At 54.9% G+C, this 20,589-nt stretch carries 17 protein-coding genes, 1 tRNA gene and 1 pseudogene; 12 read left to right on the top strand and 7 right to left on the bottom strand.

Annotation, left to right across the window (positions count from 1 at the left end; genetic code table 11):
• The first annotated feature begins 261 nt into the window (after window positions 1–261).
• Window positions 262–1,362: an LPS export ABC transporter permease LptF gene (gene lptF / locus FHW04_RS07050; protein WP_089561316.1), complete on the top strand. Its 1,101-nt coding sequence runs from the start codon at window positions 262–264 to the stop codon at window positions 1,360–1,362.
• Window positions 1,362–2,438: an LPS export ABC transporter permease LptG gene (gene lptG, locus FHW04_RS07055; protein WP_046289167.1), complete on the top strand. Its 1,077-nt coding sequence runs from the start codon at window positions 1,362–1,364 to the stop codon at window positions 2,436–2,438. Before lptF ends, lptG begins: the two co-directional genes overlap by 1 nt.
• A gap of 548 nt (window positions 2,439–2,986) precedes the next feature.
• On the opposite strand, the gene FHW04_RS07060 is transcribed toward lptG, so the two are convergent.
• Complete coding sequence (locus FHW04_RS07060) at window positions 2,987–3,616, bottom strand: NADPH-dependent F420 reductase (protein WP_089561317.1); 630 nt, start codon at window positions 3,614–3,616, stop codon at window positions 2,987–2,989.
• A gap of 101 nt (window positions 3,617–3,717) precedes the next feature.
• Between FHW04_RS07060 and FHW04_RS07065 the strand changes: the two genes are divergently transcribed.
• The gene (locus FHW04_RS07065) at window positions 3,718–4,674 is read left to right on the top strand and encodes a LysR family transcriptional regulator (protein WP_046289168.1); all 957 of its coding nucleotides are present in this window, start codon (window positions 3,718–3,720) and stop codon (window positions 4,672–4,674) included.
• On the opposite strand, the gene FHW04_RS07070 is transcribed toward FHW04_RS07065, so the two are convergent.
• The 3 genes from FHW04_RS07070 to FHW04_RS07080 form a co-directional block, all read right to left on the bottom strand.
• A complete protein-coding gene (locus FHW04_RS07070; RefSeq protein WP_069728811.1) occupies window positions 4,636–5,916 on the bottom strand; it encodes a DUF445 domain-containing protein in 1,281 nt (426 codons plus the stop codon). The genes FHW04_RS07065 and FHW04_RS07070 overlap by 39 nt on opposite strands.
• A 25-nt stretch (window positions 5,917–5,941) precedes the next feature.
• Window positions 5,942–7,444 (bottom strand): helicase HerA-like C-terminal domain-containing protein, encoded by a 1,503-nt coding sequence (locus FHW04_RS07075; RefSeq protein ID WP_089561318.1) that lies wholly within the window; start codon window positions 7,442–7,444, stop codon window positions 5,942–5,944.
• 114 nt (window positions 7,445–7,558) lie between these two features.
• Window positions 7,559–9,130 carry an ABC transporter substrate-binding protein gene (locus FHW04_RS07080; RefSeq protein ID WP_089561319.1) on the bottom strand — a complete coding sequence of 524 codons (1,572 nt, stop codon included), beginning with the start codon at window positions 9,128–9,130 and terminating at the stop codon, window positions 7,559–7,561.
• Between the two features lie 703 nt (window positions 9,131–9,833).
• Here FHW04_RS07080 and FHW04_RS07085 point away from each other — a divergent pair.
• The 3 genes from FHW04_RS07085 to FHW04_RS07095 are packed head-to-tail and all read left to right on the top strand — an operon-like array spanning window position 9,834 to window position 13,636.
• The gene (locus FHW04_RS07085) at window positions 9,834–10,562 is read left to right on the top strand and encodes a gluconate 2-dehydrogenase subunit 3 family protein (RefSeq protein WP_031375812.1); all 729 of its coding nucleotides are present in this window, start codon (window positions 9,834–9,836) and stop codon (window positions 10,560–10,562) included.
• A gap of 37 nt (window positions 10,563–10,599) precedes the next feature.
• Window positions 10,600–12,369 (top strand): GMC family oxidoreductase, encoded by a 1,770-nt coding sequence (locus FHW04_RS07090; protein ID WP_031375811.1) that lies wholly within the window; start codon window positions 10,600–10,602, stop codon window positions 12,367–12,369.
• Between the two features lie 4 nt (window positions 12,370–12,373).
• The gene (locus FHW04_RS07095; RefSeq protein WP_089561320.1) at window positions 12,374–13,636 is read left to right on the top strand and encodes a c-type cytochrome; all 1,263 of its coding nucleotides are present in this window, start codon (window positions 12,374–12,376) and stop codon (window positions 13,634–13,636) included.
• 42 nt (window positions 13,637–13,678) lie between these two features.
• Here FHW04_RS07095 and FHW04_RS07100 read toward each other — a convergent pair whose 3' ends face one another.
• From FHW04_RS07100 to FHW04_RS07110, 3 genes are all read right to left on the bottom strand, one after another.
• Window positions 13,679–14,347 (bottom strand): MarC family NAAT transporter, encoded by a 669-nt coding sequence (locus tag FHW04_RS07100; RefSeq protein WP_089561321.1) that lies wholly within the window; start codon window positions 14,345–14,347, stop codon window positions 13,679–13,681.
• Between the two features lie 20 nt (window positions 14,348–14,367).
• Complete coding sequence (locus FHW04_RS07105) at window positions 14,368–15,003, bottom strand: hypothetical protein (RefSeq protein ID WP_089561322.1); 636 nt, start codon at window positions 15,001–15,003, stop codon at window positions 14,368–14,370.
• A 156-nt stretch (window positions 15,004–15,159) separates the two neighbouring features.
• Complete coding sequence (locus tag FHW04_RS07110; RefSeq protein ID WP_031375807.1) at window positions 15,160–15,681, bottom strand: DUF2501 domain-containing protein; 522 nt, start codon at window positions 15,679–15,681, stop codon at window positions 15,160–15,162.
• Between the two features lie 561 nt (window positions 15,682–16,242).
• Here FHW04_RS07110 and FHW04_RS07115 point away from each other — a divergent pair.
• From FHW04_RS07115 to FHW04_RS07140, 6 genes and pseudogenes are all read left to right on the top strand, one after another.
• Window positions 16,243–16,638, top strand: coding sequence for a DUF2382 domain-containing protein (locus tag FHW04_RS07115; RefSeq protein WP_089561323.1), 396 nt, complete (start codon window positions 16,243–16,245; stop codon window positions 16,636–16,638).
• A 28-nt stretch (window positions 16,639–16,666) separates the two neighbouring features.
• Window positions 16,667–17,695 (top strand): YsnF/AvaK domain-containing protein, encoded by a 1,029-nt coding sequence (locus FHW04_RS07120; protein ID WP_089561324.1) that lies wholly within the window; start codon window positions 16,667–16,669, stop codon window positions 17,693–17,695.
• A 443-nt stretch (window positions 17,696–18,138) separates the two neighbouring features.
• A tRNA-Leu gene (locus FHW04_RS07125) sits at window positions 18,139–18,223 on the top strand.
• A gap of 183 nt (window positions 18,224–18,406) precedes the next feature.
• Window positions 18,407–19,670, top strand: a pseudogene (locus FHW04_RS07130) (tyrosine-type recombinase/integrase).
• A 396-nt stretch (window positions 19,671–20,066) separates the two neighbouring features.
• On the top strand, window positions 20,067–20,510 hold the full coding sequence (locus FHW04_RS07135) for a hypothetical protein (RefSeq protein ID WP_089561325.1): 444 nt from the start codon (window positions 20,067–20,069) through the stop codon (window positions 20,508–20,510).
• 17 nt (window positions 20,511–20,527) lie between these two features.
• Window positions 20,528–20,589, top strand: a 62-nt coding sequence (locus FHW04_RS07140; RefSeq protein ID WP_225385476.1) for a hypothetical protein, incomplete at its 3' end; no start/stop codon positions are given.

The raw sequence follows: 20,589 nt of genomic DNA on the forward strand, positions 1-20,589 counted from the left end.
CCTGAATCTTAAAGACAACGGCCGCTGCTGCCGCTAGAATGTAGCGCGCTCATGACCCATTTATTCATCACGGCAGCATGACATTCTGCCGCTGGAGGTCATAATGAATCAGGGTGACAAGATGTTGTTTTTCCACCACCCAAGCGCGTTTGTCATACAATTTTAGCTACGATGACGGCCATTGATGAAGAAAAATGGCAAATAAGCGTTGAAACTAGCGATTTTCCTGCAAAAAGACAAGTTTTCACAGGCGTACTAAGCGTGATCATCATTAGATATCTGGTTCGGGAAACGCTCAAAAGCCAGCTGGCTATCCTCTTCATCCTGCTATTGATCTTCTTTTGCCAGAAGTTAGTCAGGATTTTAGGAGCCGCGGTGGATGGCGAAGTGCCGACAAACCTCGTTCTGACACTGTTAGGACTCGGCGTGCCTGAAATGGCACAACTTATACTGCCCTTAAGTCTGTTTCTGGCGATCCTGATGACGCTGGGACGACTCTATACGGAAAGTGAAATTACCGTCATGCACGCCTGCGGCCTGAGTAAAGCGGTGCTGGTCAAGGCGGCGATGGTCCTGATGCTGTTTACGTCGCTGGTGGCGGCGGTGAACGTCATCTGGCTCGGTCCCTGGTCATCCCGTTATCAGGATGAAGTGACCCAGAACGCCAAAGCCAACCCTGGCACGGCGGCGCTGGCGGCCGGGCAGTTCCAGACCTCCAGCGATGGCAGCGCCGTGCTGTTCATTGAGGATGTCAAAGGCAACCAGTTCGGCAACGTGTTCCTGGCGCAGTTACGGCCAAAAGGCAACGCGCGGCCTTCGGTGGTGCTGGCTGACAGCGGTCATATGGAACAGCATAAAGACGGTTCGCAGGTGGTGACGCTGGATAAAGGTACCCGCTTTGAGGGCACCGCGCTGCTGCGCGACTTCCGCATCACTGACTTCACCAATTATCAGGCGCTGGTGGGCTACAAAGAGGCCACGCTGGACCCTAACGATGCGGAACAGTCGAGCTTTACCGGCCTGTTCGGCAACGACTCGCCGACTTTCCGCGCCGAGCTGCACTGGCGTATGACGCTGGTGTTTTCGGTGCTGGTGATGGCGCTGATGGTGGTGCCGCTCAGCGTGGTCAATCCACGTCAGGGCCGGGTGTTGTCGATGCTGCCCGCGATGCTGCTCTATCTGATCTTCTTCCTGCTGCAAAGCTCGCTGAAGTCGAGCGGGGCGAAAGGGCGGCTCGATCCGGCGGTCTGGATGTGGGTAGTGAATATCGGCTATCTGCTGCTGGCGGTGCTGCTTAACCTGTGGGATACGGTGCCGATGCGTCGGGTCCGTGCCCGCTTCATACGCGGAGGATCGGTCTGATGTTTCGCGTACTTGACCGCTATATCGGCAAAACCATCTTCAATACCATCATGCTGACGCTGTTCATGCTGGTGTCGCTCTCCGGCATCATCAAGTTCGTCGATCAGCTGCGTAAAACCGGTCAGGGCAGCTACAGCGCGCTCTCGGCCGGTTATTACACCCTGCTCAGCGTGCCGAAAGATATTGAGATTTTCTTCCCGATGGCGGCGCTGCTGGGCGCACTGCTGGGGCTGGGGACGCTGGCACAGCGCAGTGAGCTGGTGGTGATGCAGGCCGCCGGTTTCACCCGCATGCAGGTGGCGTTGTCGGTGATGAAAACCGCGATTCCGCTGGTGCTGCTGACCATGGCGATTGGCGAATTTGTTGCGCCATCGGGCGAGCAGTTGGCGCGTAACTATCGGGCGCAGCAGTTGTATGGCGGGGCGCTGGTGTCGACGCAAAACGGCCTGTGGGCGAAAGATGGCAACAACTTCATCTACATTGAGCGCATCAAAGGCGACAATGAGATTGATGGCGTCAGCATCTACAGCTTTAACGATCAGCGTCGGCTGCAGAGCGTGCGCTATGCCGCGACCGCGACCTGGGATGCGGCGAAAAAGCACTGGGCGCTGTCACAGGTGGATGAGTCGAACCTGACCGATCCGAAGCAAATCACCGGTTCGCAGAGCCTGGGCGGCGAGTGGAAAACCAACCTGACGCCGGACAAGCTGGGCGTGGTGGCGCTCGACCCGGATGCGCTTTCGATTCGCGGCTTGTATAACTACAGCAAGTATCTGAAGCAGAGCGGCCAGGAGTCCGGGCGTTATCTGCTGAATATGTGGAGCAAAATCTTCCAGCCGCTGTCGGTGGCGGTGATGATGCTGATGGCGCTGTCGTTTATCTTTGGTCCGCTGCGCAGTGTGTCGATGGGCGTGCGGGTGGTAACCGGCATCAGCTTTGGCTTTCTGTTCTATGTGCTCGACCAGATCTTTGGCCCGCTGAGCCTGGTTTACGGTCTGCCGCCGATCATGGGGGCAATTCTGCCGAGCTTCGCCTTCTTCGCCATCAGCTTGTTTATGCTGATCAAGCGGCGCTAAGCGAGCACCGCAACTGAAAAAGGCCGCGTTTGCGGCCTTTTTTGTTTTTTAAGCTGCAGACGAATGCTGCCATCGCTTTAGATTCAGCGGTCTGGCAGTAGTGGTTTCAGCGGCTGTGATTGCCTGTACGCTACGGCGCTGATCTGTTTAACCTGCAGGCTCAGGCTCAGGGAACATACGCCTTTCGCAAAGACACAAAAACACCATCCGTGGCGGGCTCAGCGCAGGCCATCCGTGGCCCGCGATGCTTTGTTGCAGGCGAATGCTGCCATCGCTTTAGGTTTGTCAGCGGTCTGGATGTTACGGTTTCAGCGGCTGTGATTGCCTGTACGCTACGGCGCTGATCTGTTTTACCTGCAGGCTCAGGCTCAGGCTCAGGGAACATACGCCTTTCGCAAAGACACAAAAACGCCATCCGTGGCGGGCTCAGCGCAGGCCATCCGTGGCCCGCGATGCTTTGCTGCAGGCGAATGCTGCCATCGCTTTAGGTTTGTCAGCGGTCTGGCAGTAGCAGCGACTTTATGCCGCGCTGACCGTCTGTTCAGGGCTTATGGCCGGGGAGTTTCTTTCAGTGTCGTGATGAGTTGCTCTCTGTTGAGTGCGACACAGTAGGCGGGGGTGGCACGCTCGAAACGCCAGCCTTCCGCTAAGGCTCCTGCATCCACCGCATCAAATCCAAAGGCTTCATACAGCGCCATGGCGATGGCTTTGCCTTCGCGGTCATCGCCTGCCAGCGGTATCGCCCGACGATGAGCATCGCCTGCGGGCACGCCCTGGGTTTCAAGATCGGTCATACGGATGGCATTGAAGGCCTTGGTGATCCGGCTGTTGGGTAACAGGCGAGCCAGCCGCTCGCTGCTGCTGATGCGGCCAGTGAGCAGTTCTTCAATTTCGCCATCGCGTTCGGGATAGTAATTGACCGCATCCAGCACGGTTTTACCCTGCAGTTCCGCTGCCGGAAGCTGCTCAAGCGCGGTGAGCGGCACGGCAATCACCACCACCTGGCCAAAGCGGGCAGCCTCGGCGGCGGTGCCGGTTTCGCAGCCAATCATCGGTTTCAGACTGAACAGCGTACGGGGATCGCGGGAATTGCTCAGCATCACCTGATGTCCCGCCTGAATCGCCAGTTTCGCTATCGCCCGGCCAACAAAGCCTGCGCCAATAATGCCTATTTTCATGGGGTGTTCCTCAATGTTGATCACACCTTGACCTTAATTAAAAACAATGGGTGAATAAATCGACAAACAGACGCAATATAAACAACCAACAGGAGGGAATCATGGATCGGCTTACCAGCATGAACGTGTTTGTCAAAGTCGCCGAGTCAGGCTCCTTCGCCGCCGCGGCCGGACAGTTGCAACTCTCACCGCAGATGGTGGCAAAGCACATCGCCACGCTTGAAAAGCATCTCGGCACGCTGCTGCTGCATCGCACCACCCGGCGACAAAGCCTGACGGATGTAGGGCGCAACTATTACGAACGCTGCAAAATTGTGGTGGCGGAAGCGCAGGAAGCCGATGCGATTGCGCTGGATATGCAGCGCCGACCGTCCGGGACGCTGAAGGTCAGCGCGCCGGTCACCTTTGGTTCTTTTAACCTCGCTCCGTTTGTCACCCGCTACCTGGGCCAGTTTCCCGAGATGGAAGTCGATCTTGAATTAAGCGATCGGCTGGTTGATCCGTTTGAAGAGGGCTATGAGGTGGTGATCCGGATTGGGGAATTAGCCGACAGTTCAATCATCGCCCATCCGTTGCAGCCTTATCAGCTGATTGCCTGCGCATCGCCGGCCTATCTGGCGCGGCACGGGGTGCCCGCCACACCGGCTGAACTGGTGAAACATGCCTGTCTGGTGTATGGCATCTGGTCGCCGTCGAAACCCTGCCGCTGGGTGTTTACCCGGGCGGGTAAAACCGAAGAGGTGCATCCGCAGGGACGTATGCGATCGAATGACTGGAAAGCGCTGCTGCATGCGGCGCTGGAAGGCTATGGCATTACTCTCGGGCCAGCCACCATTCTGGCTGAGGAGATCAGGCTGGGGCGGCTGGTGCAGGTGCTGCCCGATTATGCCGGGCCAGCGCGACCGATGAATCTGCTGATCCCGGCTGGCCGTCGGCAGACGGTGAAAATCCGCAGCTTTGTGAACGCCATCCTCGCTGAGTTTGGCCGCTACCCGCCGACGGCCGGCTCGCCCGGTGACTTAGCGCGACAGCAGCGGAATCAGCTGCGGCAGCTGTGACAGCAGATAGAGAATCAGACCAATGGTGCCGCCAACCAGCGTGCCGTTGATGCGAATAAACTGCAGGTCTTTACCGATATTCAATTCGATCTGCTGCGACATATCGCGTGCATCCCAGCTCTTCACGGTATCGCTGATATGGCGCGTCAGGAAGCCAGCAAATTCCGGTGCCACGCTGCGCGCTGCCTGTTCGAGGTGCTGATTCATTGAGTCGCGCAGCGCCGGATCGGCGGCCAGGGTTTCGCCCAGCCACAGCGCCGCACCGCGCACTTTCTCCTGCACCCGCGAATCGTCGCTGCTGAGGTCGGCTTTCAGCCAGTTACGCATATCGTTCCACAGCTCGCCGATGTAGCGATTGAGCGTGGCATCCTCTTTCAGCCAGCTCTTGATCACCTCGGCGCGCTCCGCCATCTCCGGGTCGGTTTGCAGTTTGACGATCAGCCGATCCACCGCCCGGTTAAAGCCGAGACGCAGCTCGTGGCCCTGATCCAGCGCCACATCATCCAGCAGCGAATCGACCGCGTTCGCCACCAGTTCAGCACTGTGCTCGCCCAGCCACTCGGTCGGCAGCATTTTGGCTTTGATCGGATGTTCACGCTTCAGCCAGCGCACCAGTTGCTGCGCAATGAACTCGCGGGTTGAGGGCTTATGCAGCAGCGCCAGCAACTGTTCGATCGCCGCGTCCAGCAGCGCCTGATGCCGATTGTTTTTGGTCAGGCTCTCCAGGATCAGCGCGCTGGTCTGCGTCAGATCGACCTTATCGATGGCGCGATGCACTGCGCGGCGCATGAAGTTCTGAATACGCGTGTCATCGGTCAGATCGAGGAAGCCGCGCATCACCTGCAGCAGATGTCGGCCGATTCGGTCAGCATTGCCGGGCGCATTCAGCCATTGCGCCAGCAGGTGCGACGGATCGTGACGGCGTATCAGGCTGAGCAGCGAATCGGTATCGAGAAACTTCTCCTGCACGAAGCGGCCGAGATTCTCACCGATACGGTCTTTGTTACGCGGGATAATCGCGGTATGACGCGAGATAAAGGGCACCGGCACCCGGCGAAACAGCGCCACTACCGCGAACCAGTCAGCCAGCGCACCGACCATTGCCGCTTCCGCTATCGCTTTCACGCCGCTGACCCAAAAGCCGGGCGGCAGAAACAGGGTGATGATGAAGGTCGCGGCAGCCAGTAACAGCAGCAGCAGCGCCAGACGTTTAGTCCGTTTCAGTTCGTGTTGTTTATCCATATCCTGATCTTAGCAGAGAGCGTTATCAGCGGCGACGGCCACCCAGCAGGCTGCCGAGCACGCCGCGGATGATCTGTTGAGTAATCTGTCGGGTCGCGCTTTTCGCCATGGTCTGCACCACGCCATCGTGCTTGCCGCCGCGTGGTCCGGTGCGGCCAAACAGAATCTCTTTCAGCCCACCGAGAATTCCCTCGTCGACCGCCACGCTGTTGCCTTTGGCAGGCGGCGCGTTGCTCTGTTCGCTGCTGGCCTGAAAGCCCTGTTGCAGCCGTTCAAACGCCGATTCACGATCGACGCTGCTGTCATATTTGCCGTACAGCGGTGAGTGGTTAATCAGGCCGTTGCGTTCATCTGCGGTCACCGGTCCCATGCGCGAGCCAGGCGCAATCACCATCGCCCGCTCTACCACGGACGGGCTGCCTTTGGCATCGAGAAAGGAGATCAGCGCTTCGCCAGTGCCCAGCGCCTGAATCGCTTCCACGCTGCTGAACGCCGGATTGGCGCGCAGGGTGTCGGCCGCCGTTTTGACCGCTTTCTGATCTTTCGGCGTGAAGGCGCGCAGGGCGTGCTGCACCCGGTTACCGAGCTGTCCCAGCACCCGATCCGGAATATCCGCCGGGTTCTGGGTGACAAACCAGACGCCAACGCCTTTGGAGCGAATCAGCCGCATCACCTGTTCAATTTTTTCCAGCAGCACCGGCGGCGCGTCGTTAAACAGCAGATGTGCCTCATCGAAGAAAAACACCAGCTTCGGCTGATCGAGATCACCGGCTTCCGGCAGATGTTCATACAGCTCAGACAGCAGCCACAGCAGGCTGGTGGCGTAGAGCTTCGGCATCTGGTAGAGCTTCTCCGCCGAAAGAATATTGATGAAGCCTTTACCCTGTTCGTCGACCCGCATCCAGTCGGCGATATCCAGCATCGGTTCACCGAAGAAGTGCTCCGCGCCCTGTTGCTCCAGCGCCAGCAGTCCGCGCTGAATCGCCCCAACCGAGGCGCTGTTAATGTTGCCGTATTGGGTCTGGAAGCTTTTGGCGTTATCACCGATGTACTGCGTCATGGCGCGCAGATCTTTGAAATCCAGCAGCAGTAAGCCCTGATCGTCGGCGATGCGGAAAATGATCTGCAGCACGCCGCTCTGCACTTCATTAAGGTTCAGCAGGCGCGCCAGCAGCAGCGGGCCGAGATCGGAGATGGTCGCCCGCACCGGGTGGCCTTTTTCACCGAAGATATCCCACAGCATCACCGGATTGGCCTGCGGCTGCCAGTCGGTAACGCCAATTTTCGCCAGCCGCTGCTGCAACTTTTCGCCCGACTCGCCTGCCATCGCGACGCCGGTCAAATCGCCTTTCACATCGGCCATAAATACCGGCACGCCAATCGACGAGAACGATTCTGCCAGCTTTTGCAGGGTGACGGTTTTACCGGTACCGGTCGCGCCGGTAATCAGACCGTGGCGATTGGCCATTTGCGGTAACAGATCGAGCTGAACGTCGGGCGTCCGGGCAATCAACAGGGGCGAAGTCATGATTTTCCACTCTCAGGCAACGGGTTATGCCTGAAGAATAGCAAGCGGGGCGGGGGAAAGCGGAGAAGATTTCACCGAAAAGCAGCCCGTTGCTCCGCAGAGCAACGGAGCCGGTTACTTCTGCACTTCTTCGAAATTGAGCAGGCTGACACCGATGCCCTGCTGCACGTTGCGGATGTTGCTGCGCACCGCCACCTGAGTGGCGCCCTGCAACATCACCACAAACGGCGACTGCTGCTGCAGCTGGGTTTGCAACTGTTGGTAGCGGCTGCGGCGTTTGACCGCATCGCTCTCACCGGCTGCCGCGCGGGTGGCCGCGCTCAGTTCAGGAATGGTCCAGCCGACGCGCCACGCCAGCGTTTTGCCGCCGCCCGGCACGTTATAGGCAAAGGTGCTGGCGTTGGTATTAGGATCGACGTAGTCCGCGCCCCAGTAAGAGAAGATCGCCTGGAAGTCACGGCTGCGCATTTTGCTCCACAGCTCCGATTCCGCCACCGGCTGGATATCCAGATTCACCTCCGCCTTCGCGAAGCTGGCCTGCAACGCCTGCGCCACGTCGATATACGGCGGTTGATTGACCACCGTCAGGGCAATGTGGGTGCCAGGCTTGATGCCGGCCTGTTGCAGAATCGACCGGGCTTTGTTCAGATCGTAATGGAACGGCGTGCGGGTAATCGCGCCATCAAAGCCCTCCGGCAGGAAGCTCTGATGAATGCGGTATTGCCCCTTTAACAGCTGATTCGCCAGACTGTCATAATCGACCAGCCAGCGTGCTGCCTGCCATAACGCCGGATTGGCCAGCGCCGGTTGCTGTGGGCTTTGGGTATTAAAGCCGAGGTAGTAAATCAGGCTGGAGGGGAAGGCATCGACCCGGACATCCTTCACGCCTTTTACGGCAGCGATCTGATCCGGCCCGAGCTGGTAGGCGACATCCACATCCCCCTGCTGGATCAGCAGGCGGCGGGTTCCCGATTCGGCGACGCCTTTCAGCAGCACCCGCTTCAGATGCGGCTGTTGCGTACTGTACTGATTGGCTTCCAGCACCAGCGCCTGCAGCGGCACAAACTGTTTGATGGCATAGGCGGCACTGCCGGCGGAATGCGTTTTCAGCCAGCCATTGCCGTAGTCGTTGTTGGCGGCATGCTGTTGCGCCAGTTTGCTGTCGACCAGCGACGCCACCGGCGCGGTGAGCAGCCGCAGCGCCAGATCGCTGCCGATTTGTGCCGGCCAGCGCAGCTCAAGCTGGTGGTCGTTAATCACCGTAAACTGCTGGTCGATATTGTCCGGCGTCCAGCCAAACTCGCCCAGAATAAACGAGGGCGCTTTATTCAGCTTCACCGCGCGGGTTAACGAAAACACCACATCCTGGGCGGTCAGCGGATTGCCGCTGGCGAAATGGGCTTGCGGATTGAGATCGAATACCAGGCTATGCGGGGTATTGCCCGGCTGCCAGCGACTGGCCGCCAGCGGAGATAACTGCTGCGGATCCTGATGATTCGGTTCCAGCAGTGTTTGATAAATGTTACGCAGGCTGCTGGTGCTGATGGTTTCAAAACTTTCGGCCGGGTCAAAGCTGATAATGCCATCGAGCGGCACCGCAATCACCAGCGTATCGGCGGGCGTGGCGGCGTGCACCGGGTGAACCAGCGCCACTGCGGTCAGCAGTGACAGGAGCGTTTTGCGCATAAAAGGATATCCTGAGTCGTTGATTCACCTACTCTATCTGGCGCGGTAAAAACTCAAAATGCCGGTTTGTTCTGAGCTTTGCACAATTATTGCCACGCCAGCTCGGGCATATGTCCAAATAACGATAATGACCCGCCGTGATTATTCTGGCGTAATTTTGTCCATTATTTAAATCATCCGGCTTACGCGCTGCCGATCACAATTTGCGCATGCGCTGATTGTCTGGCAATGAAAGTAAATATAATGTTGCCAATGAGAATAATTCTCTTGTATGGAAGTATGATATTTTTTTATCGGTTATTTGGCGTGATGATGACCAGCCGAAAATAATAGCCGGTCGTTGCGCGGTAAAAACCCGCGATTACCCGACGATTGTGTGGTTTTAGTATAAATTTCCTCGATCTAAAACTTTTACCTGTCTGTAACCTCAACGCAACACCATGATAAATTTTCACTAAAACACATCTTAAATTCAATTTTTACATTCAGACACATTTATATCCCTAAGATTGCCAGGTTATTAACCGATATGTTCCGTTATTCACATAAAAATTATTATACCCACCTCGTAGGTTCTGCAGGCGTCTGTGCTGTGCGCGTTAATTCTCTGAAGTGACTGGTGACCTGCCAGCCGCTCGCGCTGCCAGCCTTTCTGTTGCATAGCGTATCAGTCGGGTATTTAGCAGATGAGAGTCGTGCGGATATGCTGTTACAAAAACCCACCACCAGGCGTAAATTTTTGCTGGGCTCATTACTGGCGCTGCCATTAAGTGAGCTGGTCTTTAAAGGTATTACTGCTGCGCAGGCCGCAGAGATGGCCGCCCCGGAATTAGCTGACTATAAACCGATCTTTTTCTCTGCCGATGAATGGCAGTTCATCCTCGCAGCCACCGATCGTTTGATTCCGGCGGGCGGCAAAGGTAAAGCGCCAGGCGCGCTGGAAACCAACGTGCCGATCTTTATCGATCAGCAGCTGCACAGCGAAGAGTTTGGCAGCGAAATCTACCTGCAGGGCCCGTTCAACACCCAGGCGCCCGCCACCATGGGCTATCAGATCCCGTTCCGTCCGCAACAGATGTATCAGACCAGTATCCGGCTGATTAATCAGTGGTCGCAGAGCACTCACCAGAAAGCGTTCCATGCGCTGACGCTGGAAGAGAAAGATGCGGTGCTGACTCAGGTAAATAAAAACGGCATCGACTTTGCGGCACTGGGCGAACCCAACCTGAAGGCGTCTCAGTTCTTCAGCCAGCTGCTTTCCGATACCAAGCACGGCTACCTCGCGGACCCGATGTACGGCGGCAATAAAGGCATGAAAGCCTGGATCGCCATCGGCTTCCCGGGCGCGCGTGCCAGCTTCACCGAATGGGTGAAACAGCACAACGTTCCGTATCCGCTGGGTCCGGTCAGTGTTAAAGGCGAGCGCGCGTAAGACGCATTCCGAATCAGGGTTTTGAAACAGGATTATCATGGCACAGGTTACTAAAAAAGAAGTCGACGTCGTCGTCTGCGGCCTCGGCTGGGCCGGCTCGCTGATGAGCATCGAACTGGCACTGGCAGGACTTGAAGTGCGCGCACTGGAGCGCGGCGGCGATCGTGATTACGACGAGTTCGCCTATCCAAAACCGGCGGATGAATACGCCTATGCGGTGCGCAACAAAGTGTTCGCCACCCCGGCAGAAGTGGCGGTTACCGTCCGCTACAACAGCAGCCAGACGGCGCTGCCAACCCGTAAATGGGGCGCGTTTGCACCCGGCACCGGCGTTGGCGGTTCCGGCCTGCACTGGACGGCAGTGCTGATCCGTCCGACACCGACCGATATCAAACTGAAGACCTATGTCGATGAGGCTTACAAGCCGGGCATTCTGCAGGATGATATGCGGGTGATGGACTTCCCGTTCAGCTGGGAAGAGATCGAGCCTTACTACTACAAATTCGAACTGATTTGCGGCCAGTCGGGCAACACCGGCAACCTGCGCGGCCAGATCCTCGAAGGCGGCGATCCGTTTGAAGGTCCGCGTTCGGAGCCTTATCCGCTGCCGGCGCTGGATGACACGCTGAACAACGTGATGTTTAAAGAAGCGGCGAAAAAGCTCGGTTACCATCCGTTCCCGAACCCGTCAGCCTGCGTGTCACGCGCGTGGAAAAACCCGTACGGCAACCAGATCGCGCCGTGCAACTACTGCGGCTACTGCAGTAAATATCCGTGCCTCAACTACTCCAAAGCCTCGCCACAAACCGCGGTAATGGATTCGCTGAAGCGTATGCCGAACTTCTCTTACGAAGTGAACGCGGAAGTGATCAAGGTAGTGCTGAACGATGATAAGAAAACCGCCAAAGGGGTGATCTACATCGATGCACAGGGCAACGAGTGCTTCCAGCCAGCCAAAATTGTGGTGCTGAGCAGCTTCCAGCTCTACAACGTGCGCCTGATGCTGCTGTCCGGCATTGGCAAACCGTACAACCCGATCACCGAAGAAGGTGTGGTAGGGCGTAACTACGCCTTCCTGTCGAACGGCGGCGCGACCCTGTTCTTCAAGGATAAAAACTTCAACCCGTACGCCACCGCTGGCGCGACCGGCCAGATGTTTAACGATATCTCGCCAGGCAACTTTGATGGTCCCTCGCTCGGCTTCCTCGGCGGCGCGAAGATCCACAGCTCACAGGCGACCGGTACGCCGATCAGCACCGCGCTGCCAAAAGGCACGCCAACCTGGGGCCTGGGTTACAAAGAGGGGCTGGAAGAGTGGTACGGTCATTCGATGAAGATCAGCATCACCACCACCTGTCAGTCTTACCGCGATATCTATCTGGATCTCGATCCGAACTACAACGATCACCGTGGCCTGCCGCTGCTGCGTATGACCTTCAACTGGAAAGAGAATGAGTTGAAGCTGCAGCAGCACCTGAAAGGCATTGTCGGCAACATCGCCAAAGAGCTGAACCCGGACAGCATGAGCATGAGCTTCCTGCCGATGGGCGCGGATTTCGACCTGACCAAATATGTCTCTACCCACAACGTGGGCGGCGCGGTGATGGGCGATAACCCGAAAACCTCGGCGCTGAACAAGTACCTGCAGAGCTGGGACGTGCATAACGTGTTTGTGCCGGGCGGCAACGCCTTCCCGCAGAACTTCCAGGCGAACCCGACCGATACCATCGGCGCCATTACGCTGATGGCGGCACAGGCGATCAAAGATCAGTATCTGAAAAATCCCGGCCCACTGGTACAGGCATAAGCGCATGAATAAGCTGAAACTGACATCCTTTTTATTCGCCAACGCAGTGCTGTTGGCCAGCGGTTTTGTCCTGCCAGCGCACGCTGAAGATGAGGCGCAACTGATCAAGCAGGGTGAATATCTCTCCCGGCTGGGCGATTGCATGGCGTGCCACTCGTTACCTGGCAAACCGGACTATTCGGGCGGGCTGGCGATCGAGTCGAATCTTGGCACCATCTTCTCCACCAACATCACGCCGGATAAAACCCACGGCATCGGCAACTACAGCGAACAGCAGTTCTCTGATGCGGTGCGTAAAGGGGTATTACCGGACGGATCGCGGCTCTATCCGGCAATGCCATACCCGGATTTCGCCAAAATCAGCGATGCCGATATGCACGCGCTGTATATCTACTTTATGAAAGGCGTCCAGCCGAGCGCGGAACAGCCGCCGGAAACCAAACTGAGCTTCCCGTTCAGCCAGCGCTGGGGCATGCGCTTCTGGAACTGGGCGTTCACCTCGGACAAACCGTTCCAGCCGATTGGCGGTGCCTCTGCCGAGATCAATCGTGGTGCTTACATCGTCGAAAGTCTGGGCCACTGCGGCAGCTGCCATACGCCGCGCGGTCTGGGCATGAACGAGAAAGCGCTGGATAGCGGTGACGATAAATTCCTGGCGGGCGGTAGCCTGAATAACTGGGATGTGCCGTCACTGCGCGGTCTGCCGCGCTGGAGCGAGCAGGAAGTGGTGGATTACCTGCAGACCGGCCGCAACGATAAAGCTGCGGTCGGCGGTGAGATGACTTCGGTGATTGAGCACAGCAGTTCGCACATGACCGACGCCGATCTGAAAGCGATTGCCGCCTACCTGAAATTCCTCGGCGGTAACCCGCCGTTGCAGGCCTACGACGTTAAGGCCCAGCAGGCAACAGAAGCGAAGCTGACCGCGGCGAAGAACCTGAGCGAAGGCGAGCGTCTCTATCTGGATAACTGTGGCGCCTGTCACTTTGTTACCGGCAAGGGCGCAGCAGGGATCTTCCCGGAGCTGGATCAGGCGACGATTGTGAATGCCAAAGATCCAACCGGATTGATCCACACCATCCTGGCCGGCGCGCAGCAGCCTTCGACCGCGAAAGCGCCGTCGAAACTGGCGATGCCAGGCTTTGGTCAGCGTCTGAGTGACGAAGAGGTGGCGCAGCTGGCAACCTTTATCCGTCAGGGCTGGAGCAACAATGCGCCAGCAGTGAGCAAAGATCAGGTCGCTGAAGTACGGAAAACGCTGAAGTAAAAATGAAAAGGGTGCCCCGCAACGGGCACCCTTTATGGCTTCTCAATGGAAAGTGCGTACCACTTCCAGCACGCCATTAATCACGAACTGCACGCCCATGCAGACCAGCAAAAATCCCATCAAACGCGAAATCGCCTCAATGCCGCTTTTGCCGACGATTTTCATGATCGCCCCGGAACTGCGCAGCGAAACCCATAAAATCAGGCTCACCAGCAGAAAGGTCAGCACCGGCGCGGTATTCACCACCCAGACCGGAAAATCGATGCCGCTTCTCACCGTCGAGGCGGAAGAGATGATCATCGCGATGGTGCCCGGTCCGGCGGTGCTCGGCATTGCCAGCGGCACAAAAGCGATATTGACCGGCTCTTTGGCGTGATCCAGCTCATCCTGCTTTTGCTTTGCTTCCACCGACTGACCGGCCGGCTTCACCGGGAACAGCATCCGAAAACCAATAAACGCCACGATTAACCCGCCGGCAATCCGCAGGCCCGGGATCGAGATGCCAAAGGTATCCAGCACCGCGTTGCCGGCATACCACGCCACCATCATTATGACGAAGACGTAGATTGAGGCTTGTCTGGACTGGCGGTTGCGCTCCTCAAAGTTCATGTCACCCGCGAGGCCGAGAAACAGCGCCACGGTGGTGAGCGGATTGGCGAGCGGCAACAGCACCACCAGCCCCAGACTGACCGCTTTGATTAACTCCAGCATGTTAAATCATCCGTGAGTGATTAGTGTTTCGGGCGCTCCAGCGCTTCGATTAATTCCGGGAAGAAATCCTGCAAGATTTCCGGCGTCATCAGTTCCGGGTACTGCATCAGATGTTCGCGGATACGTTCGTTGATGTCCGGCAGCAGACGCTGAGCTGCGGCGCTGGCGGTGATTTTGTGTTTCTTCATCGCGCGCAGCAGATCAGCCGGCAGCGAATCTTCATCATCCGCATCGTCGATCATCTCCAGCGCATCCAGCTCGTCAAACATCTCCATCAGCGCTTCGGTTTGCGGCGTGCGTGACTCATATTCACGGGGATGTTCCTCTTCGAGGAAGCGCAGCATGGCGCGCATCGGCGTGCCGTCTGGCGTGGACGGTGGCTCGGCCGCAAACCAGCTCAGCAGCTGGTGCATGGTGATCTGGTGGACGCGGAAGCCGCTGTCGACCAGCTCATCGGCCAGCAGCTCGGCGGTTTCATTTTCAATCAGACAGATATGAGTGCGGTTTGGCTCGTACTGATCCAGCCACTGGTAGATCTCCTCAATCACGCCATCGTCATACTCGAATTTTTTGGTGAAATAGCTGTCGTCCTGGTCGTGAACGCAGGCTTGAATCCGATCGGGGTCGAAGTAAAGTGCGATGTTGATGCCTTTCATGCGTGCTGTCCTGTAGAAATCAAAACAACACTATAGCGCTCAACGTGCGGATAAGGGAGTGTCGGGGTTCACAGCGTGAAGTGCAGAGAGGACTGGACCGGCCAATGCTCCCCACTTTGTCGATTCAAGCGGGGAGACAGCGGCGCTACGGCTTTATCAGGAGATAAAGTTTTTGCCCTGTTTTAATACCACGTCACAGGCTTTGGTTTTCAGCTTCTCGCCCATCGGCGAGCTGCTCAGGCTCTGCAGGTTGAGCTGCTGGCCGTTGCCGGTATTCAGCAGACCCGCCACACCCTGGGTGTAGTCAGTCTTCTGTTCCTGCGCGGTGGTGGTGTTCAGACCGAGTTTGCTCAGCACCTGATCTTTAACCGACTGCACATTGTTTTTCACCACGTTGTGCTCGACGCAATACTGCATCACGCCCGCCGCGTTGGTCATGCTGTTAGCGCTGACCGCTTTGTCGCCACCGTTCAGCAACCCGGTCAGGGAAGAGAGTGACAGACCGCCATTCTGCTGGGTGGTCCCGGTGGTGGTGCCGGAGGTGTTACCGTTGTTCTGCTGGCTGAGCTGCGATGCTGCACTGCTCAGTTGATCCTGCCAGCTGGCGGCTGATGCACTGCCCGCCACCAGAAGTGCCGCTAATCCCCATCCCCACGCACTGCGTTGTGCTAGTTTCATCTCAACCTCTGTCTGTAATTGTATGGCTTATTCAGCCTTGCTAAGAGCAGCTGACGAGGAGAAAGTTCCTGAATTTATCCATTGATAAGACCTTTGAGAATATTCTGTAATTGCTGGCTAAATAGAATTCTCAAACAGGAATGGATTATTTGTCTGCCAGTCTGGCTGGTTCAGATAATATCATTTCATTCTCTGTAATATTCTTTAATATTTATTTATATCGTTGTTATTTTTCGCCGGATTATTCCTGGTTAACGTAAATTTTACCGCTGGGCTTAAATTTTTATTTTTACGCTGAATGCTTTTGTGAGGCTATTATTTTTGGTGAAGGTTGCATGCAGGCAACATGCTGTTTTTATGGTTATTTTCATTTTTTATCTGATGTCAGAGACTGGCAGAGAATGCGGTTAAATAACCCGATCGGCACGCCCTTATCATCACTTTTACTGCAATCAATGTTTTATTCCGCCTTGCGAAATCCGTGAGAGTGTTCATGCTTAATCACTGTGTCAGGCAGTTGTGGCGATTATTTAAAAGTCTTGAGTTAACGGGAGTGAATATATGGCGGGGCAGCCAGAACACAATAATGATGCTGAGGTAACGCTGAAGCTCGCTGAAGAGCAGATAGCGCTGACAAAGCAAACCGTTGTCGATGGACATGTCCGCGTAACCCGTTCCACAACCGAGCATGACGAGGTGATCAGTACACTGCTTAACCGGGAGAAGGTTGAGGTTGAGCATGTAGCGAAAGCACAACGCGTCGAGACGATGCCCGAAATCAGGGAAGAGAACGGTGTACTGATTATCCCGGTAGTAGAAGAAGAGATTGAAGTAGTCAGAAGACTGGTGCTTAAAGAGGAGATTCACATCCGAAAAGTGCAGGACAGCGTTCCTTTTCAGGATGTGGTTACCCGACGTGAGCAGCAGGTGAAAATAGAGAGAGACGACGATCGGTAATAAACAGCTAACAAGAGAGGAATCTATCATGGCACAAGAAAAAATCGTAACACTGTTCGATTCTGCGATTCAGGCAGAGGCCGCGAAAAGAAATCTCGTGAAAGCAGGCTTTTCTGATCGGGACATCAGTCTTATCAGTGGAGAACGTTTGCAGCAGGAAGGCCAGTCGATTAAGCACCCGAGCATCTGGCAGCGCCTGTTTGGCCACACCGTCGATAAAGAGCAGGCGGATGTCTACACCAGAGCGATGGATAAAGGCGGCGTGGTACTGACGCTGCGTACTGAAGAAGAGAAGCTGGCGCGCGCCATGACTATTCTGCACTCGCATGACTCGGTGGATGTGCCATCGCGGATGCAAAGCACCGTTGAGAACGGCGCACCTGCAGCAGGTATTAATCCGACTGCCGGTAAGCAGTTTGCCGGAGAGACCAACGATCATTTGGTTAGCGAGCGACAGGTTGAGCCACGACGCACCTCACTGACCGGTGATGAGAGCGAAGAAGATATTCTGCGTCTGGCGGAAGAACAGATTGAAGTCGGTAAGCGTCTGGTGAGTGAAGGCTCAACCCGGGTGCGCCGCTACACCGTGACGGATCAGGTCTCTGAAGATATCTCGCTGCACGAGCAGCACGCTGACATCTTCCGTCGTTCAGTGAATGAACCGGCGCTGGCAGGTGAAGTGGACTGGTCCGAGAAAACCGTCGAAGTGGCTGAAACCCACGAGCAGCCGGTGATCAACAAAACGACCCACGTGAAAGAAGAAGTGGTGGTGCGTACTGACGGCAGTGAACGTACCGAGACCATTAATGACACGGTGCGTCGTCAGGAAGTGGACATCGACCATGCGCGGGCTGGACTGGATAACGAACTATCACCAACCGGTGCAGCAGGGGTTAAACCCGCTACCGCAGCAGGTGTGGGCACGCAGTCGCCAGGCGTAGCCACCGAGCGCGACCACAAAGCCGGCCTGACTGAGAAAGTGAGTGAGAAAGCCAGCGAAGCGAAAGACAAGGTTGAGAACAAGCTGAAACAGCGTGATTACGACCATTCGCATTGAGGTGCTCATCCTGTCAACAATGAGTGCTAACGGGCATCGCTGATGCCCAATGCTGAGTATGCAAAAGGGGTCAACCGTGAGGTTGGCTCTTTTGCGTTTGTGTGTTGATCAGGGATTGAGAACGGGGTTCGGGAGCAGGACGCGCGGGAAGCGGGGGTGTTGTGAGTTTTTCGTATGGAGAATGTCGGAGAAGGATTACACAGGTGTGTGAGCAAGAGGAATGTGACGGGAGCGGTTTCAGCATGATTCATCGTTGCAGCAACGGGGCAGTAGTGTTCAGCGAGTAGCCAGCGAGCAGACCATCTAGCCGGCCGACGCTGACCGCGCGGCCCATGTCACGCTACGCTGTTTTTTTCGCCGCTTAATGCACATCCTGGATGAATAGTGTTGCGCATGGTGGCCGTAACGGTATAATCCCCAACGTTTTCCGCATCCTCTTCAGTGCCGAAGTGGCGAAATCGGTAGACGCAGTTGATTCAAAATCAACCATCGAAAGATGTGCCGGTTCGAGTCCGGCCTTCGGCACCAAGTATGTAAATGGACCTCAACTGAGGTCTTTTTTATGTCTAAAATCCAGCAGTTACCTACTTTTTTCGCTATATTAACTCTCTCAAGGTCAACCGACATCAACGTACATCTACCAACACTTGTTGGTATAGATGATGGTATTTCCGGTTCGATAATGCTTATACCAACAGAGAGGGGATAAGCATGGCGTTAACAGATATCAAGGTCAGAACAGCCAAGCCAACGGATAAGCAATACAAGCTGACCGATGGCAGCGGTATGCACCTGCTTGTTCATCCTAATGGTTCTAAATACTGGCGTTTGCAGTACCGCTTTGGCGGAAAGCAAAAGATGCTGGCTTTAGGGGTTTACCCTGACGTATCTCTTGCAGATGCCAGAGCACGCCGTGATGAAGCTCGTAAGCTTTTGGCAAACAGCATCGATCCGGGAGATAAAAAGAAAAATGATAAGGTTGAGCAGGAAGAAGCACGTACTTTCGAACAACTTGCTATTAAGTGGCATGCCACAAATAAAAAGTGGTCAGAAGAGCATAGCAGGCGGGTGCTGAAAAGCTTGGAAGACAATCTCTTTCCCGCATTGGTAAGCGGAATATTCCTGATCTCAAAACTCGAGACCTGCTGGCCCCAATCAAAGCGGTAGAGTTGTCGGGGCGACTTGAGGTGGCTTCCCGTCTACAGCAGCGTACCACTGCAATTATGCGCTATGCGGTACAGAGTGGTTTGCTTGATTATAATCCGGCACAGGAGATGGCCGGTGCCGTTGCTTCAGGTAACCGGCAGCATCGACCAGCATTGGAGTTGAAGCGTACTCCTGAACTCCTTCAGCGCATTGACAGTTATACCGGTAGACCCTTGATTCGTCTTGCTGTTGAGCTAACCCTCCTTGTCTTCATTCGTTCCAGTGAATTACGTTTTGCTCGTTGGTCTGAGATCGATTTTGAAACCTCTATGTGGATGATACCCGCAGAACGAGAGGCTATTGAAGGGATAAAGCACTCCCAGCGTGGCTCAAAAATTCGTACACCTCATTTGGTGCCGTTATCTCGTCAGGCGTTAGCAATCCTAAACAGGTACACGAACTTAGTGGCGATCGCGATTTTGTTTTCATTGGCGATCACGACCATCGTAAACCGATGAGTGAAAATACGGTGAACAAGGCGCTGCGCGTTATGGGTTATGACACTAAGGTAGAGGTTTGTGGGCATGGTTTCAGGACAATGGCATGTAGTTCATTGATAGAATCGGGATTGTGGTCGAGGGATGCGGTTGAACGGCAGATGAGCCATATGGAGCGTAACTCGGTGCGGGCGGCGTATATCCATAAAGCGGAACATCTGGATGAGCGCAAGCTGATGTTGCAGTGGTGGGCCGATTTTTTGGATGCAAATCGGGATAAAGGGATTACGCCGTTTGACTATGCGAAGATTAATCGGGGTAATGGAGATTGAGTTGTTTGAAAGTGGACATTCGAGCCTAAATTAAAAGTTGCTGACTTATCAAATGAGGAGTTGGTCGGTAGGGTCAAATAGCCGAATTTTCACTGAGGCAACACTTTCCATTGAGCCTAAGCGGCAGGAATGCGCCATGTATGCCTAAATCTAAAGTCACGATTACTGAGAAAACGGGAATGGGCTCTTAATTGGGCCTATATCGTAATGAAAGTACAACAATTCGGCTACCATCAGGAGTGAAATGCTGTTCCTCAAGTTTTAACCTGATAACTACTTGAATATAAATGATTAGATTTCTTGCGTAAAATTGATAAATGTACTGGTGATGAAAGAAGCAATACCTTAATGTTATCGGTATAAAGGGGTTTGATTTCTTGTAAAGAGAGTATCAGTATGAATTTTAAGAAGAAACTTGAAGAGCATTTTAAGCAGTTCGAAGCATCCCCAGTGTTATTTGTTGGCTCCGGAGTGTCTCGTCGTTACCTTGGTGTGCCATGTTGGCAAGACCTTTTGAAGCATTTTGCTGAGGCTATTGGGGAAAATCATATAAAATTAAAAACAAAATCTAATGGTGATTTACCCGAATATGCACAATTATTGGTGTCGGCATACGCTGAGAAATGGTGGGATACTGAAGAAGGACAGTTAGCATTAAGTGAAAAAGAACAGGAGAAAATTTTCATTAACGAACAGTCTCCTTTGAAATTGTCAATATCTAAATATATTGAGAATGCACATAAAAATATTATAGATAATGATGAGTTAAAACACGAAATTTCTCTTTTTGCGAAAGCAAATATTGATGGGGTTATTACCACAAACGGCTTTGTTGAATAAATCGAACTTTTGCTGAGTTGAAGGATCAGATCACGTATCTTCCCGACAACGCAGACCGTTCCGTGGCAAAGCAAAAGTT

Source organism: Pantoea sp. AN62 (genome assembly GCF_050432985.1).
GTDB classification, from domain to species: Bacteria; Pseudomonadota; Gammaproteobacteria; order Enterobacterales; family Enterobacteriaceae; genus Pantoea; species Pantoea brenneri.

Coding starts and splice junctions, on each gene's coding strand:
- lptG (WP_046289167.1), top strand. CDS start 1,362: ATGTTTCGCGTACTTGACCGCTATATCGGCAAAACCATCTTCAATACC.
- FHW04_RS07060 (WP_089561317.1), bottom strand. CDS start 3,616: ATGAAAATAGGCATTATTGGCGCAGGCTTTGTTGGCCGGGCGATAGCG.
- FHW04_RS07065 (WP_046289168.1), top strand. CDS start 3,718: ATGGATCGGCTTACCAGCATGAACGTGTTTGTCAAAGTCGCCGAGTCA.
- FHW04_RS07070 (WP_069728811.1), bottom strand. CDS start 5,916: ATGGATAAACAACACGAACTGAAACGGACTAAACGTCTGGCGCTGCTG.
- FHW04_RS07075 (WP_089561318.1), bottom strand. CDS start 7,444: ATGACTTCGCCCCTGTTGATTGCCCGGACGCCCGACGTTCAGCTCGAT.
- FHW04_RS07080 (WP_089561319.1), bottom strand. CDS start 9,130: ATGCGCAAAACGCTCCTGTCACTGCTGACCGCAGTGGCGCTGGTTCAC.
- FHW04_RS07085 (WP_031375812.1), top strand. CDS start 9,834: ATGCTGTTACAAAAACCCACCACCAGGCGTAAATTTTTGCTGGGCTCA.
- FHW04_RS07090 (WP_031375811.1), top strand. CDS start 10,600: ATGGCACAGGTTACTAAAAAAGAAGTCGACGTCGTCGTCTGCGGCCTC.
- FHW04_RS07095 (WP_089561320.1), top strand. CDS start 12,374: ATGAATAAGCTGAAACTGACATCCTTTTTATTCGCCAACGCAGTGCTG.
- FHW04_RS07100 (WP_089561321.1), bottom strand. CDS start 14,347: ATGCTGGAGTTAATCAAAGCGGTCAGTCTGGGGCTGGTGGTGCTGTTG.
- FHW04_RS07105 (WP_089561322.1), bottom strand. CDS start 15,003: ATGAAAGGCATCAACATCGCACTTTACTTCGACCCCGATCGGATTCAA.
- FHW04_RS07110 (WP_031375807.1), bottom strand. CDS start 15,681: ATGAAACTAGCACAACGCAGTGCGTGGGGATGGGGATTAGCGGCACTT.
- FHW04_RS07115 (WP_089561323.1), top strand. CDS start 16,243: ATGGCGGGGCAGCCAGAACACAATAATGATGCTGAGGTAACGCTGAAG.
- FHW04_RS07120 (WP_089561324.1), top strand. CDS start 16,667: ATGGCACAAGAAAAAATCGTAACACTGTTCGATTCTGCGATTCAGGCA.
- FHW04_RS07135 (WP_089561325.1), top strand. CDS start 20,067: ATGAATTTTAAGAAGAAACTTGAAGAGCATTTTAAGCAGTTCGAAGCA.